This is a genomic window from Actinomadura darangshiensis (genome assembly GCF_004349235.1).
Classification (GTDB): domain Bacteria; phylum Actinomycetota; class Actinomycetes; order Streptosporangiales; family Streptosporangiaceae; genus Spirillospora; species Spirillospora darangshiensis.
The window spans coordinates 18757-36368 of the sequence record NZ_SMKY01000013.1; the positions used below are offsets into that span (position 1 = coordinate 18757).

Sequence of the window (17612 nt, forward strand, 5' to 3'; positions counted from 1 at the left end):
AACGTATGCCGAGCGCCATCGGGACACCGCCTGAGAGAGCGCATGCAACCCGTCCTGTCTCCAGCGGGTGGGCCCTCGTGGTGGTAGGAATGTGTTCCTACCGGGCGCTAGCATGGGGGGATGACCGTACGGAAGCTGTCGATCTCGGTGCCGCCCGAGGTCGAGGAGACGATCAAGGCCGCGGCGGCGGACGAGGGCAAGCCGGTGTCCACCTGGCTGGCCGAGGCGGCCGTGGAGAAGGCTCGTCTCGCGGCTCTGCACGATGAGGGGCGCAAGGCCGCCCAGGAGTTGGTGGCGGAGTACGAGCGCGAGCACGGCGAGGTTCCCGAGGAGTCAAGGCGGCGGGCCCGTGAGTTCATGATGGAGGCGGGGCTCCTTGACGACGAGCCGTGGCGGGCGGCGGGTTAGTGCGGACCGTCGTCGTCTACGACGCCGGCGCCCTGCTCGCCGCTGAACGGCAGAACGCGGACTTTCTTGCGCTGCACGACAGTTTGACCGCCGCCCGTATCCGTCCGATCGTGCCGGTGGTCGTCCTCGCCCAGGCGTGGCGCGGGGAGCCTCAGCATCGGATCTCTCGTGTGCTCAAGGGCTGCGACATCCGGCCCGACGACGAACGCGCCGGGCGGGCCGCCGGGGTCGCATGCGGTTCGGCCGGGACCGCGGACGTCGTGGACGCGATCGTCATTGCCACCGCCGTGCAACACCTGGCTCCGGTGGTCACCGGTGATCCGGACGATCTGGGTCGGCTTGCGGAGGCCATCGGGGTCAAGGTCCGGCTCTTCGCCGTCTGACGGGCTGTGGCCCGTGTTCCGGAAGGGAACACGGGCCGGGAATCGTCAGATGCGGGCGACGCCTTCGGTGCGGGCCTGGGCGGCGACGGCGGCGGTGACCGCGGGGGCCACTCGGTCGTCGAAGGGGCCCGGGATGACGTAGTCGGCGGTCAGGTCGTCGCCGACGATGTCCGCCAGGGCCGTCGCGGCGGCCAGTTTCATGCCCTCGGTGATCGAGTGGGCCCGGACGTCCAGGGCGCCCCGGAAGATGCCGGGGAAGGCCAGGACGTTGTTGATCTGGTTCGGGAAGTCGCTGCGGCCCGTGGCGACGACCTTGGCGTGGCGGCGGGCGATCTCCGGGTGGACCTCGGGGGTCGGGTTGGAGAGGGCGAAGACGATCGCGCTGTCCGACATCGTGGCGACGCACGACTCGTGGACGGTGCCGCCGGACAGGCCGATGAACACGTCGGCGCCGCGAAGCGCTTCTTCGGTGGAGCCCTTCAGGTGCGAGCGGTTGGTGAGCGCGGCGATGCGCTCCTTCACGGGGTTCAGGCCGTCGCGGCCCTCGTGGATGAGGCCCTTGCTGTCGGACAGGGCGATGTCGCCGATGCCGGCCTCGATCAGGATCTGGGAGACCGCGATGCCGGACGCACCGGCGCCGGCCACGACCGCGCGGAGTTCGGAGAGGGGCTTGCCGACGTGGCGGGCCGCGTTGGTGAGGGCGGCGAGCGCGACGATCGCGGTGCCGTGCTGGTCGTCGTGGAAGACGGGGATGTCGAGCGCGGCGCGGAGCCGGTCCTCGATCTCGAAGCAGCGGGGGGCGCTGATGTCCTCCAGGTTGATGCCGCCGAAGCTCGGCGCCATCCTGATCACCGTGTCGACGATCTCGTCGACGCCCGTGCAGTTCAGCGCGATCGGCACGGAGTCGACGTCGGCGAACTCCTTGAACAGCAGGGACTTGCCCTCCATGACCGGCATGGACGCGGCCGGGCCGATGTCGCCGAGGCCGAGCACGGCGGTGCCGTCGGTGACGACGGCGACGACCCTGGACGTCCAGGTGTAGTCGTAGGCCAGCTCGGGGTTGTCGGCGATCGCCGTGCACACGCGGGCGACGCCCGGCGTGTAGGCCAGCGAGAGGTCGTCCTTGTTGCGGACGGGAATGGTCGACCGCATCTCCAGCTTGCCGCCGCGGTGCAGCGGGAAGGCCGGATCGTCGTCCAGTGAGGGCGGTTCGGTGGGAATGGGCTCAGCAGCCACAGCGACCCCTGTCAGTGAAAGTTGGCTTTCTTGCGATGCCGCCGCGGTGGTGTGCTGGTCTGGTGGCCATGTCACCTGGTGGTCATCTCGCGACGCACGGGGGTCACCCGTTGTCCGATTGTGCCACACAGGGCCCCGCCCGCCCGGAGCCCGGGGTGGGTGGTAACCCTCACGTGACCGTGCCCACACCGTGGTGGGTCGATCGCATGGAGGAGGGGAATACCGAGGTCGCCGGTCCGGAGCTTCCTCGTTGCGTGATTGTTTCGGACCCTTTATCCAGATCAGGGACGTTGTGCGCCAAAATGTGCACCTGACCTTCGGATCTACGCGGATCCGACGCAACCATCTGAAGGGGGACCAGTGAACATCGGTTCTCTGCGCCGTCGCACCGTTGCGGCGAGCGCGCTCGTGCTGGCGGGCGCCCTCACGCTGTCCGCATGCGGCGACAGTGACGACTCTGGCGACTCCCCGGCCTCCAAGACGAGCGCCGACAGCAAGCTCGCGGCCATGGTCCCGGACGCGATCAAGAAGGACGGCAAGATCTCGGTCGGGTCGGACGCGTCCTACCCGCCCAACGAGTCGGTCGACCCCGCCTCGCAGAAGATCGTCGGCTGGGACATCGAGCTGTTCGACGCGGTCGCGGCGAAGCTCGGGCTGAAGACCGAGTACCACAACGCGGGCTTCGACACGATCATCCCGGGCGTCCAGTCCGGGAAGTACGAGGCCGGCGTCTCCTCCTTCACCGACACCAAGGAGCGCGAGCAGGCCGTCGACTTCGTCACCTACTACTCGGCGGGGACGGCCTGGGCGGCGCTCAAGGGCAACCCCAAGGGCGTCAACCCCGACGACGCCTGCGGCAAGAGCATCGGCGTCCAGCAGGGCACGGTGCAGGTCGACGACCTCACGGCGCGCAGCAAGAAGTGCACCGACGCGGGCAAGCCGGCGATCAAGTCGGTCGTCCGCAAGCAGCAGACCGAGGTCAACAACGACCTGGTGGCGGGCAAGGTGGACGCGATGGCCGCCGACTCCCCGATCGTCGGCGACGCGGTCAAGAAGACCGGCAAGCTCGACATCATCGGCCAGGTCTACGACACCGCGCCCTACGGCTACACGATCGGCAAGAACTCGGCGCAGTTCAAGGAGGCCGTCCAGGGGGCGCTGAAGGCGCTCATCGCCGACGGCACCTACAAGAAGATCCTCACCGGCGCCGGTGTGGAGAGCGGCGCGATCACCGAGCCGGCGGTCAACGCCGCGCAGAGCTGATCGCATGACGGCAGACACCGACGTCGAGAAGGGACGGCCCGAGGCGATCCGGGCCGTCCCGGTCCGCCACCCGGGCCGCTGGGTCGCCGCCGCGGTCGTGCTGGTGCTGGTCGCGATGTTCGTCCACTTCCTCGTGACCAGCGACGCGCTGGAGTGGGAGGAGCAGCGCAAGTACATCACCTCGGACGCCGTGCTCAAGGGCGTCCGCAACACGATCCTGCTCACCATCGCCGCGATGGTCGGCGGCGTGCTGCTCGGCACCGTCCTCGCGCTGATGCGGCTGTCGGCCAACCCCCTGCTCAGCAGCGCGTCGTGGTTCTACCTGTGGTTCTTCCGCGGGACGCCGCTGTACACGCAGCTGCTCATCTGGGGCGCGATCGGCTCGCTGTTCCCGACCGTGGGGATCGGCGTCCCGTTCGGGCCGGAGTTCCACACCTGGAAGACGCAGGAGCTCGTCACCGCCATGATCGCGGCGGGGCTCGGGCTCATCCTCAACGAGGCCGCCTACATGGCGGAGATCATCCGCGCCGGCATCCTGTCGGTGGACGAGGGGCAGCAGGAGGCGGCGAGCGCGCTCGGCATGTCCCGGATGCAGACCATGGGCCGGATCGTGCTGCCGCAGGCGATGCGGGTCATCATCCCGCCGACCGGCAACGAGGCGCTCTCGATGATGAAGAACACCTCGCTGGTCGCGGCGATCCCGTTCTCGGAGCTGACGTTCACCGCGCAGACCATCTACGCCACCACCTACAAGATCATTCCCATGCTGGTGATGGCGTGCCTGTGGTACCTGCTGCTGTCCTCTCTCATGATGGTCGGCCAGCACTACCTTGAGCGCCACTTCAGCCGCGGCGTCGGCAGGGCGGCGTCGGCACGCGGCACCCGGGTCCGCTTCCGCGGCGGGGGCGGTGGCCAGTGAGCGGAGGTGAGGACATCGTGAGCAGCTCCCTCTCCAAGGAGCCGGCCGGGGCGCCCGCGCCCGAGAGCGGCGGCCTGATGGTCAAGGCCGAGAAGGTGCACAAGTCGTTCGGCCGCCTGGAGGTGCTGAAGGGCATCGACCTGGAGGTGCGGCAGGGCGAGGTGATGTGCGTCGTCGGCCCGTCCGGCTCCGGCAAGTCGACGTTCCTGCGCTGCATCAACCACCTGGAGAAGATCAACGCGGGCCGGCTGTGGGTGAACGGCCACCTGGTCGGCTACCGGCAGCAGGGCGAGAAGCTCTACGAGCTGCGCGACCGCGAGGTCTCCGCGCAGCGCCGCGAGATCGGCATGGTGTTCCAGCGGTTCAACCTGTTCCCCCACAAGACGGTGCTGGAGAACGTCATGGGGGCGCCGGTCTGGGTCAAGAAGCAGCCGAAGAACGAGGTCAGGGAGCGGGCTCTCGCGCTGCTCGAACGCGTGGGGCTGAGCGACAAGGCGCCGAGCTACCCCTCGCAGCTGTCCGGCGGGCAGCAGCAGCGGGTGGCGATCGCGCGGGCGCTCGCCATGGAGCCGGCGCTGATGCTGTTCGACGAGCCGACGTCGGCGCTGGACCCCGAGCTGGTCGGCGAGGTGCTGGACGTCATGAAGCAGCTCGCCCTGGACGGCATGACCATGATCGTGGTCACCCACGAGATGGGGTTCGCCCGCGAGGTCGGCGACTCGCTGGTCTTCATGGACGAAGGCGTCGTGGTCGAGGAGGGCACCCCGCGGGACGTCCTGGCCAACCCGCAGCATCCGCGTACGCAGGACTTCCTGTCCAAGGTCCTGTGACGCTCTGACAGGCGGCCCGTCCCCCTTTGCGGGGGCGGGCCGTTTGGTGTATCGGACGGGCGGTTAGTGTGCGTTCATGTTCGCTGTCACGGCCACACAGATCGACGCAGACAATCCGCTGAACGGGCTCACGCTGGGGGAGCGGCCCGATCCCGAGGTACCGGACGGCTGGACGACCGTCACGGTGAAGGCCGCCGCGCTCAACCACCACGACCTGTGGTCGCTGAAGGGCGTCGGCCTGCCCGCAGACAGGCTCCCCATGATCCTCGGCTGCGACGCCGCCGGGGTGGACGAGGACGGCAACGAGGTGATCGTCCACTCGGTGATCGGCGACCCGGCCCGGGGCGGCGGCGACGAGACCCTCGACCCGAAGCGCTCGCTGCTGTCGGAGGTCCATCCGGGAACGCTCGCGGAGAAGGTCGCGGTGCCGCGCCGCAACCTCGTCCCGAAACCCACCGAACTGTCGTTCGCGGCGGCGGCGTGCCTGCCGACCGCGTGGCTCACCGCGTACCGGATGCTGTTCGACAAGGCCGAGCTGAGGCCCGGCTCGTCCGTCCTCGTGCAGGGGGCGGGCGGCGGCGTCGCGACCGCCGCGATCGCGCTGGCGTCGGCCGCCGGCCTGCGCGTCTACGCGACCAGCCGCAGCGAGGCCAAGCGCAAGCGCGCCCAGGAACTCGGCGCGGACGCCGCGTTCGAGACGGGCGCGCGGCTGCCCGAGCGGGTGGACGCCGTCATCGAGACCGTCGGGGAGGCGACCTGGGCGCACTCGCTGAAGTCGCTGCGGCCCGGCGGCCGGATCGTCGTGTCCGGCGCCACCAGCGGACAGGTGCCGCCGGCGGAGCTGAACCGGGTGTTCTTCCTGCAGCTGCAGGTGATCGGCTCGACCATGGGGACGCGGGACCAGCTGGAGCGGCTCGCGCGGTTCCTGGTCAAGACGGGCACCAAGCCGCTGATCGACCGGACGCTGCCGCTGAGCCAGGCCCGGGAGGGCTTCGCCGCGATGGCCGAAGGTGACCTCTTCGGCAAGATCGTCTTCACGCCGTGAGGTGACGGGCCGTGGCCGGAGCCTTCCCGGTCACGGCTTCTTGCGGAAGACCTCGTTCCTCAGCCGCTCGCGGGCCTCGTCGAGAAGGGCCTGCGCGGCGGCGAGGTCGTCGTCGTCCAGGGCGGCCTTCTTGGCGCCCTTGCGGACGTCCTCGACGAACTGGCGGAGCAGGCGCTCCAGCTTGAGGCGGGCGACGTCCTCGCGGGTGCCGGTCGCCGTCTTCCAGGCGTCGTCCCAGTTCTGCCGCCACTCCTCCTTCCACGCCTGCTTCTGCTCGCGCCAGTAATCCTTCTGCCGGCGCCACTCGTCCTTCTGGCGCTCGGTGGTCTCCTTCCACGCCTCCTTGGACGTGGCCTTGCCCTGGTCGCGCATCGTCCGGGCGGCCTCGGTCAGCTCCTCGCGCAGCGACCGGACGGTCTGCCGGACGTCCTCCTGCACGCCGCGCGCGAACTCCTGCGCCGACGCGGAGATCTCGTCCTCCAGGTCGGCCAGCTCGTCCATCCGGCGCTCCAGCTCCTCGCGGCCCTTGTCGGTCAGCGAGTACACCTTCTTGCCCTTGACCACCTCGTGGGTGACCAGGCCCTCGGACTCCAGCCGGGCCAGCCGCGGGTAGATCGTGCCGGGGGAGGGGGAGTAGACGCCGAGGAACCGGTCCTGGAGCAGCCGGATCACCTCGTAGCCGTGCCGCGGGCTCTCCTCCAGCAGCTTCAGCAGGTACAGCCGCAGCCGGCCGTGGCCGAAGACGGGGCTCACGTGCTCACTTCTCCATTCGGGGGCCGGTGATCTCGGAGGCGTCGCCGTCGCGGCCGAGGAGGGTGATGGTGCCGGACACCGTGTTGACCGCGAGCCGCCCGGAGCCGTCCCCGATCTTGCCGGTGGTGCTGCGCGCGACGGTCCGCTCCTGCGGCGCCAGCTCCGGGAAGGACGTCTCGATCCGCCCGGCCGCCGAGTTCAGCGTGACCTGCGCGTTCGTGGACTCGGCGACGCGCAGCGCCACCTCGCCCGAGACCGTGTTGACATCGACGCCGCCGGCGCCGGACAGGTCGATGTCGGCGGCGATCCGGCCGCTGACCGCGCGGGCCGCGAGCCGCTCGACGGACGCGCCGGCGAGGGACAGGTCGCCGGACACCGACGTGAACGACATCGTCCCGTCCAGGCCCTGCGCCTCGATCGCGCCGGAGACCGTGTTGGCGTCGATCGCGCCCGCGACGCCGTCGAGTATCACGTCGCCCGACGCGCTCTTGATGGACGTGCGGGACGTCATGCCGGTCACCACCGCGTCCGCCGACACGAGGTTGAGGACCACCGGGCAGTCGCGCGGGACGGTCACCGTGATCGCCGCGTGGGCGCGGTGGGTGCGCAGCCAGTTCAGCATGCCCTCCCACAGCCTCTCGTGGGTGACGGTCAGCATGCCGGCCTCGTGCGTGATGATCAGCGGCGGGCCCTCGATGTCGCCGATCATGATGGACGGGCGCTCGTCGGAGGCCAGCACCGAGATGCTGCCCGCGATCAGCGTGACCCGCAGCGCGACCACGCCGTCGAAGTCGAGGGTGGTCGGTTCGTCGATCGTCCAGCGCGACATCGCCAGGTGCCCTTCGTCCGAGCGGCTCAGCATCCAGTAAACACGATATGTCGCGTCACCGGAAAGTCAAGATGTATCGCGTCTTGGCGGCGGCTACCCGTCCTCGTCGTCCAACCGGGCGAGCCAGGTCGCAAGGCGTTCGACGGGGGTCTCGAACTCGGGGTTCAGGTCGACGAACTCGCGCAGCCGGTCCGCCAGCCAGGTCAGGCTGACCTCCTCCGCGCCGCGCCGCTCCGTCAGCTCCTCGATGCCCCGATCGGTGAAGTACATGGCGTGCTCTCTCCATAGGGACGCCGAGAGCCCCGGCGCGCGGTGCGCACCGGAGCCCTCGGTCCGGAATCTCTACTTCGGCTCGCCGAACAACCGCGCGAGGAGCGCCTCCTGCTCGGCCTGGTGCAGCTTCGCCGAACCCACCGCCGGGGACGAGGACGCCGGGCGCGACACCCGCGACATCTTCAGCCCCTCGATGTGGTGCGGCAGCTTCAGGGCCATGAACGGCCAGGCGCCCATGTTGGCGGGCTCGTCCTGCACGAACACGACCTCGGCGCCGGCCGGGTACTTGGCCAGCTCCGCCTTGATCTCGTCGACCGGCGGCGGGTACAGCCGCTCGACCCGGACGACCGCGGTGTCGGTGGCGCCGGCCGCCTGCCGGGCCTTCACCACGTCGTAGTAGATCTTGCCGGTGGTGAGCAGCACCCGCCGCACGCCCGCCGGGTCGACCGCCGGGTCGCTCTCCGGGATGACCGGCTGGAACGCGCCGCCGGTGACCTGCTCGACCGGCGACGTCGCCGCCTTCAGCCGCAGCAGCGACTTCGGCGTGAACACGACCAGCGGCTTGTTGCGGCCCGACAGCACCTGCCAGCGCAGCAGGTGGAAGTAGTTCGCCGGGGTCGTCGGGTAGACGGCGGTCATGTTGTCCTGCGCGCACAGCTGCAGGTACCGCTCGATCCGCGCGGACGAGTGGTCGGGCCCCTGGCCCTCGTAGCCGTGCGGCAGCAGCAGCACGACGCCGGAGTGCTGGCCCCACTTCTGCTCGCCGGACGAGATGTACTCGTCCACGATCGACTGGGCGCCGTTGGCGAAGTCGCCGAACTGGGCCTCCCACACGACCAGCGCGTCCGGCCGGGTCATCGAGTAGCCGTACTCGAAGCCCATCGCCGCGTACTCGCTGAGCAGCGAGTCGTGCGCGTAGAACTTCGACACGCCCTGCCCGAACTGCTTCAGCGGCGTGTACTCCTCGCCGGTCCTGCGGTCGACGAGCACCGCGTGCCGCTGGCCGAACGTGCCGCGCCGGGTGTCCTGCCCGACGAGCCGGACCGGGTGCCCGTCGATCAGCAGCGAGCCCATCGCCAGCAGCTCGCCGGTGGCCCAGTCGATCGCGTCGTCCTCGATCATCTGGGCGCGGCGCTGCAGGATCGGCTGGAGCCGCGGGTGCGGGGTGAAGCCCTCCGGCAGGCTGACCTGCGAGTCGATCAGCCGCTTGACGGTCTCCTGCGAGATCGCCGACCCGGCCTTGCCGTGGTCGATCGGGATGCGCTCCTCGACGTCCGGCTTCACGACCGAGCCCGGCTCCAGGGGCTTCTTCACGGCCTCGCGGGTCTCGGTGAAGGCCCGCTCCAGCTGCTCCTGGTAGTCGCGGAGCGCCTGCTCGGCCTCCTCCACCGTGATGTCGCCGCGGCCGATCAGCGCCTCGGTGTACAGCTTGCGGACGGACCGCTTGGCGTCGATCAGGTCGTACATGAGCGGCTGCGTGAACGAGGGGTTCTCGCCCTCGTTGTGGCCGCGCCGCCGGTAGCAGACCATGTCGACGACGACGTCCTTCTTGAACGTCTGCCGGTACTCGAACGCGAGCTGCGCCACCCGGAAGCAGGCCTCCGGGTCGTCGCCGTTCACGTGGAAGATCGGCGCCTGGATCATCCGGGCCACGTCCGTCGAGTACACGCTGGACCGCGAGTACTCGGGGGCGGTGGTGAAGCCCACCTGGTTGTTGATGATCACGTGCACGGTGCCGCCGGTGCGGTAGCCGCGCAGCTGCGACAGGTTCAGCGTCTCGGCCACCACGCCCTGCCCGGCGAACGCCGCGTCGCCGTGGATGAGCACGGGCAGCACGCTGAACCCTGCCTCGCCGACGTCCAGCAGGTCCTGCTTGGCGCGGACGACGCCCTCCAGCACCGGGTCGACCGTCTCCAGGTGGGACGGGTTCGCGACCAGCTCGGTGTGGATCTTGGAGCCGTCGCCCGCCACGAAGTCGCCGGACGCGCCGAGGTGGTACTTCACGTCGCCGGAGCCCTGCGCGCTGCGCGGGTCGAGGTTGCCCTCGAACTCGCCGAAGATCTGCCCGTAGGACTTGCCGATGATGTTGGCGAGGACGTTCAGCCGGCCGCGGTGCGCCATGCCGACCACGACCTCGTCCAGGCTCTCCTTCGCCGCCGCCGAGATCACCGCGTCCAGCAGCGGGATGACGGACTCGCCGCCCTCCAGCGAGAACCGCTTCTGCCCGACGAACTTCGTCTGCAGGAACGTCTCGAACGCCTCCGCGCTGTTGAGGCGGCGCAGCACGTGCAGCTGCTCCTCGCGCGACGGCTTCTCGTGCGGGACCTCGACGCGCTCCTGGATCCAGGCGCGCTCCTCCGGGTCCTGCATGTGCATGTACTCGATGCCGACCGTGCGGCAGTACGCCATCCGCAGCACGCCGAGGATGTCGCGCAGCTTCATCGTCGGCTTGCCGCCGAACCCGCCGGTCGCGAACTCGCGCTCCAGGTCCCACAGGGTGAGGCCGTGCTTGAGGATGTCGAGGTCGGGGTGGCGGCGCTGCTTGTACTCCAGCGGGTCGGTGTCGGCCATCAGGTGGCCGCGGACCCGGTAGGCGTGGATCAGCTCGTGCACGCGGGCGACCTTGGCGACGTCGTCCTCGTGGGTGGCGGAGATGTCCTTGACCCAGCGCACCGGCTCGTACGGGATGCGCAGCGCCTCGAAGATCTCGTCGTAGAAGCCGTCCTCGCCGAGCAGCAGCTGGTGGATGCGGCGCAGGAAGTCGCCGGACTGCGCGCCCTGGATGATCCGGTGGTCGTAGGTGGAGGTCAGCGTCATCACCTTGCTGATCCCCATGCGCGACAGCGTCTCGCCGGACGCGCCCGCGAACTCGGCCGGGTACTCCATCGCGCCCACGCCGATGATCGCGCCCTGGCCGGGCATCAGCCGCGGCACCGAGTGGACGGTGCCGATCGTGCCCGGGTTCGTCAGGCTGATCGTGGTGCCCTGGAAGTCGTCGATGGTGAGCTTGCCGCCGCGCGCCTTCCGGACGATCTCCTCGTAGGCGGCCCAGAACTGGCGGAAGTCCAGCGTCTCGGCGGCCTTGATGCTCGGCACCACCAGCTGCCGGGTGCCGTCGCTCTTCGGCAGGTCGATGGCCAGCCCGAAGTTGACGTGCTCCGGCCGGACCAGCACCGGCTTGCCGTCGACCTCGGTGAAGGCGGCGTTCATCTCCGGCATCGCCGCGAGCGCCTTGACGATCGCGTACCCGATGAGGTGCGTGAACGAGACCTTGCCGCCGCGCCCGCGCTTCAGGTGGTTGTTGATGACGATGCGGTTGTCGATCAGCAGCTTCGCCGGGACGGCCCGCACGCTCGTCGCCGTCGGCACGGCGAGGCTGGCCTCCATGTTGGTGGCCGTCCGGGCGGCGACGCCGCGCAGCCGGACCTCCTCCGCGCCCGCCGGCACCGGCGGCGGGGCGGGCTTGCTCTCCGTCTTCGGCGCCGCCTTGGGCGCCGCGGCCTTGCCGGGCGCCTTCGGCGGCTGCACCGGTGTCGGCGGAGCGGCCGCGCTGCCGTTCGGGGCCTTGCCGCCCGCGCTCTCGGCGGGCGCCTGGGGGGACGCGGGGGTCGCGGACACCGGCCGGCTGTCCGGCTGGTAGTCCGCGAAGAAGTTCCACCAGGCTTCGTCAACGCTGTTCGGGTCTTCGAGGTACTTCTGGTACAGCTCGTCGACCAGCCACTCGTTGGCGCCGAAGTCTGTGATCTTTGGGTCGGCACTAGATTGCGACGACTCTGTCGACACGGCGGAGATCGCCCTCTTCCGCAGCTCGCAGTTGGTTCTGAGACGAGGTCAAGGCTACTCGCACTTGCCTCCCCGGCACGCCAGGGCTGTATTGAATCGCATTGCCCTTAGGCGCGTCGGGCCTGGAGGCCCTCCGCTGGCGGGCAACGCTGCGGTCGCTAGCATCGCTCCGACTCGCCTGGCGGCTCGCTGCGCGATCAGGTTCTCGCAGGCTCGAACCTGGCTTCGCACGCGACCGCCGGCGAGCGGCGCGGCAGGTCAGTGGGTGTGCGGGGCGACCGTCGGGCCCTCGCTGGCCTGGATGAGGACGAAGCCCTGGCCCTGGTAGGCCAGCTGCATCGCCTCGCCGCTGCCGCGTCCGATGAGGGCGCCGGCCTTCATGGTGCGGTTGACGCCGACCTGGAGGCTGGTGCTCCACGCGACGGCGGACTGGCCGTCGGCGAACGTCGGAGCGCGGCCGCAGTCGAGCATGACGGGGGTGCCGTGTGTGGTGAGCGCCACCCAGCCGGTGCCGGTGAGGGTGGTGTTGAACAGGCCGCCCGCGGCGATCCCGGCGCCCTGGACGCGCTGGATGTCGGACTGCAGGTGCGAGTCGTAGGCGAGGATGTTCTTGCCGTTGACGGTCAGCCCCTCGTTCTCCAGGTAGAACAGGTGGATGTCGTCGGCGTCGTTGGCGGCGAACAGCAGGCCCTGCCCCTTGACGCGCATGAGGGGGACGCCCTCGCCGGTCAGGGCCTTCTTCATGAACTTCCCGATGCCGCCGGCGCCCTCGTAGTCGAACTCCATCTGGCCCTGGAAGGCGACCATGGAGCCCTGCCGGGCGAGGACGTCCCCGTTCAGGTGGACCCGGAGCATCTTGGAGTTCTGGAGGGCGAAGTGGCCGGGGAGCTGCTGCCCCTGCTCGAGGTTGTTGAAGAACTGGCTGCGCATGGTCGGGTCGTGCCTCTCGTGCGGGTTACTGGAGATCCGCCAGCATAACGAGGGAAAAGACGTCATCGTCCCCGGTCATGTGCGGCGGTCCAGTCCATGAGCGGACCCTTGGGGACGACACCGGACGGGTTGATGTTGCGCTGGGTCACGTAGTAGTGCCGCTTGATGTGGTCGAAGTTCGTCGTCTCGCCGAAAGCGGGGACAGAGTACAGATCGCGGGCGTAGCCCCACAGGTTGCCGTAGTCGGCCAGGCGGCGCAGGTTGCACTTGAAGTGCGAGTGGTAGACGGCGTCGAAGCGGGCGAGCGTCGGGTAGAGCCGGACGTCGGCCTCGGTGATCTCGTCGCCGAACAGGTAGCGCCGGGTCGAGAGGCGCTCCTCAAGCCGGTCGAAGGTGCCGAAGAGGGCGTCGAACGCCTCCTCGTAGGCGCCCTGGGAGGTGGCGAACCCGGCCTTGTAGACGCCGTTGTTGACCGTCCGGTAGACGAGCTCGTTCAGCTCGTCGATCTCGGGGCGCAGCGCCTCCGGGTACAGGTCGGGCGCGTCCGGGCGGTGGTGGGCGGTGAACTCCGTCTCCAGCATCGTGGTGATGTCCGGGAAGTCGTTGGTGACCAGGCGCTTCGTCTCGGTGTCCCAGATGCACGGGACGGTGTAGCGGCCCTCGAACGACGGGTCGGTGCCCAGGTACAGCTCGGAGAGGAAGACGGCGCCGGTGACGGGGTCGCGGTCGGGGAACCGCCAGCCCCGCTCGTCCCGGATGGGGTCGACGACCGCGACGCCGACCACGTCCTCCAGGCCGAGGAGCCGCCGCACGATCAGCGTGCGGTGCGCCCACGGGCACGCGTAGGAGACGAAGAGCCGGTACCGGCCTGGCTCGGCGGGCAGGCCGCCCGACCCGTCGGCGGTGATCCGCTCGGTGAACCGGTTCGGCTGCCGGACGAACCGGCCTCCCTCGACCTCCTGCACGCTCATGGTGGACTCCTCCAGAAGTCGCGGGGTATCGGCCCGGATCTGGCTCCTGAGACCGATCCGGGTGCGGGAACCTCGCGGCTACCATAACCGTCGGTAGCTAGAGGCGAACAGCCTCGGCGGTTTGCGATGACGGACGCGAGATGGCGGGGGTCCATGCTCGAGCAATTCAACGCCCTGGTGGACGGCCTGCCGCCCGCGCTGGTCTATCTGATCATCGCGGCGCTGGTGTTCGCCGAGGCCGCGCTGTTCGTCGGGTTCGTCTTCCCCGGCGAGACCGCGATCGTCGTCGGCGGCGTCCTCGCCAGCCAGGACGTCCTGTCGCTGCCCCTGCTGCTGGTCATCGCGGTGGTGGCGGCCGTGGCCGGCGACTCGGTCGGCTACGAGATCGGCCGCAAGTACGGGCCGCGGCTGCTGGACGTGCCGATGATGCGAAAACACCGGTCCAAGGTCACGAGCGCGCAGGAGCTGATCCGCCGCCGCGGCGCGTTCGCGGTGTTCATCGGCCGGTTCACCGCGCTGCTGCGGGCACTCATGCCGGCCCTCGCGGGAAGCTCGCGGCTGCCGTATCCGAAGTTCCTGGTCTTCAACGTCATCGGCGGCGTCACCTGGGTGGTGACGTTCACGCTCGGCGGCTACTTCGCGGGCACGGCGTTCGAGCACGCGGCCAAGCTGGCGGGCCGCGGCCTGGCGATCGGGCTCGCGGTCGCGGCCGTCGTCGCGCTGGTGGTGTGGAGCGTCCGCAAGCACCGCCGGGAGTCCCGCGAGGAGGCCGGGGCCCAGGCGGACGGCGAGCCCGAGGGCGAACCGGCCCGGACGCTGCCCTAGCGCGGGCTCAGAGCCGCATCCGGCCGCTGACCATCGGCAGGTCCAGGTACGTCCGGATGCCGGGCTCGGCGGCGCACACGACCGGGACGGAGTTCAGCGCGTGCGCGGATGCCGCGGAGATCTCGTCGGAGACCCACTCCTCGTCGGCCGTCAGGGTGAGCGACGGGCGGCCGTCCACGCGCAGCGAGTAGCCGGGCCGCCCCCACTCGTCGGGCATCCGCGCGGCGTTCGCCTTGTGCACGATCTCCAGGGTGATCACCGGGCGGCCGGCGGCGATGCCGCTGAACGTCCAGCGGGCCGCGGCGACGGTGCCGCGCGGGATCGGCCCGGCGGCGGTGGCGAGGTCGGCGCCGGCCAGCCGGTAGTCGATGTCCACGTCGATCTCGTCGAGGTCGACGTGGAGGCCGGCGGCGACCAGTTGCAGGCTCTCGGAGTACATCGACCGCATCCCGGCGCGGCTCGGCCGCAGCGCGCGCAGGTACGCCTCCTCGTTCTTGCCGAACCCGAGCATGTGGTGGACCATCCGCCAGGACGGATGCCGGGCGAAGTCCGAGCACTCCCGGGCGTAGACGTGGGTGATCCGCCGGGACAGGCGCGACAGCATCAGCGGCATGACGTCCGCCATGAAGCCGTGGCTGACCCCGCTGCCGTGCACCGAGACGCCGCCCCGCTTGCAGGCCTGCTCCAGCTCGTTGACGAAGACCGGGCCGTGCGCCTGCGGGTAGACGAGCCCGCTCACCGAGATCACGTTCTTGCCGGACGCCAGCAGGGCGCAGAGCGTGTCCAGTTCGGAGAACCGGTCCTGCACCGGGCTCGGGGCGTGGATGACGCAGTCGGCGTCCAGGTCGAGGATCTCGTCGAGGTCGCCGGTCGCGATGACGCCGATGGGGTCGCGGCCCGCGAGCGTCCCGGCGTCGGCGCCCGCCTTGGCCGGGGTGTGCACCCACGCGCCGGCGAGTTCCATGTCGTCGCGGTCGAGGACACCGCGGATCACGCTGCGGCCGATCGCGCCGGTCGCCCACTGCACCACGCGGTAGCGGCGGGGACTCGGCGTGTACGCGGCGGCTGGGCTCATCGGGACAGGACCTCCGTTGCTCCTGCGGAGCGTACGCGGCAGCCCCCGGCAATTGGGGCATTCGACGCAACTTCCCCCCACGTCCCATCGTACGCAGAAACGGAACCCCGGGGGCCACTGGCCGAGCGGGATTCGGTTTAGTGGTACCACTGGGTAACCCTCGGGTGATTACCTGGGGGCGTAGTCGGTGCGATGTGTGAGGAGACACGAGATGTCGGAACTGCGCTACGACGGCCGCGTGGCGGTCGTGACCGGGGCGGGCCACGGCCTCGGCCGCCAGCACGCGCTGGAGCTCGCCAAGCGCGGCGCCAAGGTCGTCGTCAACGACCTCGGCGGCGACCGGTCCGGTGTCGGCGCCTCCGCCGGCCCCGCGCAGGAGGTCGTGGACGAGATTAAGAAGGACGGCGGCGAGGCCGTCGCCAACCCCGACAACGTCGCGACGCCCGAGGGCGCGCAGGCGATCATCAAGTCCGCGCTGGACGCCTTCGGCAAGGTCGACATCGTCGTCAACAACGCGGGCATCCTGCGCGACAAGTCGTTCAAGAACATGAGCCCGGAGGAGTTCGACGCGGTCATCGCCGTCCACCTGCGCGGCTCGTTCCTGGTGGCCGGCGCCGCCTGGGCGCACCTGCGCGAGCAGGGCTACGGCCGGATCGTGAACACCTCGTCCCCGGCGGGCCTGTTCGGCAACTTCGGCCAGGCCAACTACTCCACCGCCAAGATGGGCCTGGTCGGGTTCACCAAGACCCTCGCCCAGGAGGGCGCCAAGTACAACATCAAGGCCAACGCGATCGCGCCGGTCGCCTGGACCCGGATGACCGAGGACCTGCTGCCCGCCGACTTCGCCGGCAAGCTCGGCGTCGACCAGGTCACCCCGCTCGTCGCCTACCTCGTGCACGAGTCCAACGAGGACACCGGCGAGGTCTACACCGTCGGCGGCGGCCGCATCGCGCGGATCTTCGTCGCGGAGGGCCCCGGCTACGGGCAGAAGGAGACGCTGTCGGTGGAGGACGTCCGGGACAACTGGGCGGCCATCAGCGCGGCGGACCCGATGACCGTGTTCAAGAACGTGGGCGAGCAGATGGGCCCCCTGATCCAGCAGCTCACCTCCTGAGCCGTTGGCCGGGATCGAGCTCGACCGGCGGGACGGGGTGCTCACCATCACCCTGTCCCGTCCGGAGCGCCTCAACGCCGTCGACGGCGCCCTGACCGAGGAGATGCTGGACGTCCTCAACGAGCTGATGCGCGACCCCTCCACCCGGGTGGTCGTGCTCACCGGTGCGGGCCGCGGCTTCTGCTCGGGCATGGACATCCAGGGCGGCGACCCGGGCGGCGAGAACGCCGAGGGCCGCGTGCAGCGGCTCTACCGGGGCATCGCCCGCGGCGGCGAGGTCACCGCGCGGCTGCGGGAGATCCCGCAGCCGGTGGTCGCCGCGCTGCACGGCCCCGTCGCGGGCATGGGCGTGTCCTGGGCCCTGGCCTGCGACCTGCGGGTCGCCGACCCCACCACCCGCTTCGTGGTGCCGTTCACCGACCTCGGCCTGTCGGCGGGGGACTGCGGCCTGTCCTGGCTGCTGCCCCGGCTGGTCGGCCCTGCCCGGGCCGCGGAGATCGCCTACCGCGCCCAGCGGCTGGACGTGGCCCGCGCGGACGCCCTCGGCCTCATCACCGAGACCACCGCCGAGGGCGCGGACCTGGCGGCCGCCCAGGCGCTCGCCGACGAACTGCTCACCAAGTCCCCGTACGGGCTGCGGCGCACGAAGGAGCTGCTCAACGCGTCCCTGGACGTCCCCGGCCTGCGCGGGCAGCTCATGGCGGAAACGGCCGTCCAGACCCTAGCCTTCTTCACCGAGGACCTAGCCGAAGGCATGACCGCCACGCTGCACAAACGCCGACCCAACTTCAACAACCGCTAAGCCGTGTCTTCCCAGGGGGGCGACCCCCTGGAACCCCCGTTACGGGCGGAAGACCATTTCCCGATCCGCTCCGCGTCTCGTGAAACGGCCTCCCGCCCGGCGGGTCGGGCGACCTCCGGGCGCTAGAGCGCCCTCCGGCCGCCCGACCCGTGAGCTCCGGCCGGGGTGAGAAC

The 17612-nt window shown here is 70.3% G+C and carries 17 protein-coding genes; 9 read left to right on the forward strand and 8 right to left on the reverse strand.

Annotation, left to right across the window (positions count from 1 at the left end; translation table 11 throughout):
• Positions 1 to 120: 120 nt before the first annotated feature.
• A complete protein-coding gene (locus tag E1293_RS04990) occupies positions 121 to 408 on the forward strand; it encodes a hypothetical protein (protein WP_132194277.1) in 288 nt (95 codons plus the stop codon).
• On the forward strand, positions 408 to 791 hold the full coding sequence (locus E1293_RS04995) for a PIN domain-containing protein (RefSeq protein ID WP_132194279.1): 384 nt from the start codon (positions 408 to 410) through the stop codon (positions 789 to 791). Before E1293_RS04990 ends, E1293_RS04995 begins: the two co-directional genes overlap by 1 nt.
• A 45-nt stretch (positions 792 to 836) precedes the next feature.
• Here the strand turns inward: E1293_RS04995 and E1293_RS05000 are convergent, their stop codons facing one another.
• Positions 837 to 2027, reverse strand: a complete 1191-nt coding sequence (locus E1293_RS05000; protein ID WP_132194281.1) for an NAD(P)-dependent malic enzyme — start codon at positions 2025 to 2027, stop codon at positions 837 to 839.
• A gap of 360 nt (positions 2028 to 2387) precedes the next feature.
• Here E1293_RS05000 and E1293_RS05005 point away from each other — a divergent pair, with 360 nt between their 5' ends.
• The 4 genes from E1293_RS05005 (at position 2388) to E1293_RS05020 (ending at position 6084) form a co-directional block, all read left to right on the forward strand.
• Positions 2388 to 3290, forward strand: a complete 903-nt coding sequence (locus E1293_RS05005) for an ABC transporter substrate-binding protein (protein ID WP_132194283.1) — start codon at positions 2388 to 2390, stop codon at positions 3288 to 3290.
• A 4-nt stretch (positions 3291 to 3294) separates the two neighbouring features.
• Positions 3295 to 4209, forward strand: a complete 915-nt coding sequence (locus tag E1293_RS05010; protein ID WP_132194285.1) for an amino acid ABC transporter permease — start codon at positions 3295 to 3297, stop codon at positions 4207 to 4209.
• A 77-nt stretch (positions 4210 to 4286) separates the two neighbouring features.
• The gene (locus E1293_RS05015) at positions 4287 to 5039 is read left to right on the forward strand and encodes an amino acid ABC transporter ATP-binding protein (protein WP_132194357.1); all 753 of its coding nucleotides are present in this window, start codon (positions 4287 to 4289) and stop codon (positions 5037 to 5039) included.
• Positions 5040 to 5115: 76 nt separating this feature from the next.
• Positions 5116 to 6084 carry a zinc-binding dehydrogenase gene (locus E1293_RS05020; RefSeq protein WP_132194287.1) on the forward strand — a complete coding sequence of 323 codons (969 nt, stop codon included), beginning with the start codon at positions 5116 to 5118 and terminating at the stop codon, positions 6082 to 6084.
• 30 nt (positions 6085 to 6114) lie between these two features.
• Here E1293_RS05020 and E1293_RS05025 read toward each other — a convergent pair whose 3' ends face one another.
• The 6 genes from E1293_RS05025 to E1293_RS05045 form a co-directional block, all read right to left on the reverse strand.
• Positions 6115 to 6837 carry a PadR family transcriptional regulator gene (locus tag E1293_RS05025; protein WP_132194289.1) on the reverse strand — a complete coding sequence of 241 codons (723 nt, stop codon included), beginning with the start codon at positions 6835 to 6837 and terminating at the stop codon, positions 6115 to 6117.
• Between the two features lie 4 nt (positions 6838 to 6841).
• On the reverse strand, positions 6842 to 7699 hold the full coding sequence (locus E1293_RS05030; protein WP_243716027.1) for a DUF4097 family beta strand repeat-containing protein: 858 nt from the start codon (positions 7697 to 7699) through the stop codon (positions 6842 to 6844).
• A 60-nt stretch (positions 7700 to 7759) separates the two neighbouring features.
• On the reverse strand, positions 7760 to 7936 hold the full coding sequence (locus tag E1293_RS47280; protein ID WP_165978082.1) for a DUF6104 family protein: 177 nt from the start codon (positions 7934 to 7936) through the stop codon (positions 7760 to 7762).
• 72 nt (positions 7937 to 8008) lie between these two features.
• Complete coding sequence (locus E1293_RS05035) at positions 8009 to 11722, reverse strand: multifunctional oxoglutarate decarboxylase/oxoglutarate dehydrogenase thiamine pyrophosphate-binding subunit/dihydrolipoyllysine-residue succinyltransferase subunit (RefSeq protein ID WP_132194291.1); 3714 nt, start codon at positions 11720 to 11722, stop codon at positions 8009 to 8011.
• A gap of 258 nt (positions 11723 to 11980) precedes the next feature.
• The gene (locus E1293_RS05040; protein WP_132194293.1) at positions 11981 to 12652 is read right to left on the reverse strand and encodes an AIM24 family protein; all 672 of its coding nucleotides are present in this window, start codon (positions 12650 to 12652) and stop codon (positions 11981 to 11983) included.
• A 62-nt stretch (positions 12653 to 12714) separates the two neighbouring features.
• Positions 12715 to 13623 (reverse strand): glutathione S-transferase family protein, encoded by a 909-nt coding sequence (locus E1293_RS05045; protein WP_132194295.1) that lies wholly within the window; start codon positions 13621 to 13623, stop codon positions 12715 to 12717.
• A gap of 153 nt (positions 13624 to 13776) precedes the next feature.
• Between E1293_RS05045 and E1293_RS05050 the strand changes: the two genes are divergently transcribed.
• Entirely contained in the window at positions 13777 to 14448 is a 672-nt protein-coding gene (locus E1293_RS05050) for a DedA family protein (protein ID WP_132194297.1), read from the forward strand.
• A gap of 7 nt (positions 14449 to 14455) precedes the next feature.
• On the opposite strand, the gene E1293_RS05055 is transcribed toward E1293_RS05050, so the two are convergent.
• On the reverse strand, positions 14456 to 15523 hold the full coding sequence (locus tag E1293_RS05055) for an NAD(P)H-dependent amine dehydrogenase family protein (protein WP_132194299.1): 1068 nt from the start codon (positions 15521 to 15523) through the stop codon (positions 14456 to 14458).
• Between the two features lie 211 nt (positions 15524 to 15734).
• Between E1293_RS05055 and E1293_RS05060 the strand changes: the two genes are divergently transcribed.
• Both E1293_RS05060 and E1293_RS05065 read left to right on the forward strand, forming a co-directional pair.
• Positions 15735 to 16637 carry an SDR family oxidoreductase gene (locus E1293_RS05060; protein ID WP_132194301.1) on the forward strand — a complete coding sequence of 301 codons (903 nt, stop codon included), beginning with the start codon at positions 15735 to 15737 and terminating at the stop codon, positions 16635 to 16637.
• 4 nt (positions 16638 to 16641) lie between these two features.
• Positions 16642 to 17439 (forward strand): enoyl-CoA hydratase/isomerase family protein, encoded by a 798-nt coding sequence (locus E1293_RS05065; protein WP_132194303.1) that lies wholly within the window; start codon positions 16642 to 16644, stop codon positions 17437 to 17439.
• Positions 17440 to 17612: the final 173 nt, after the last annotated feature.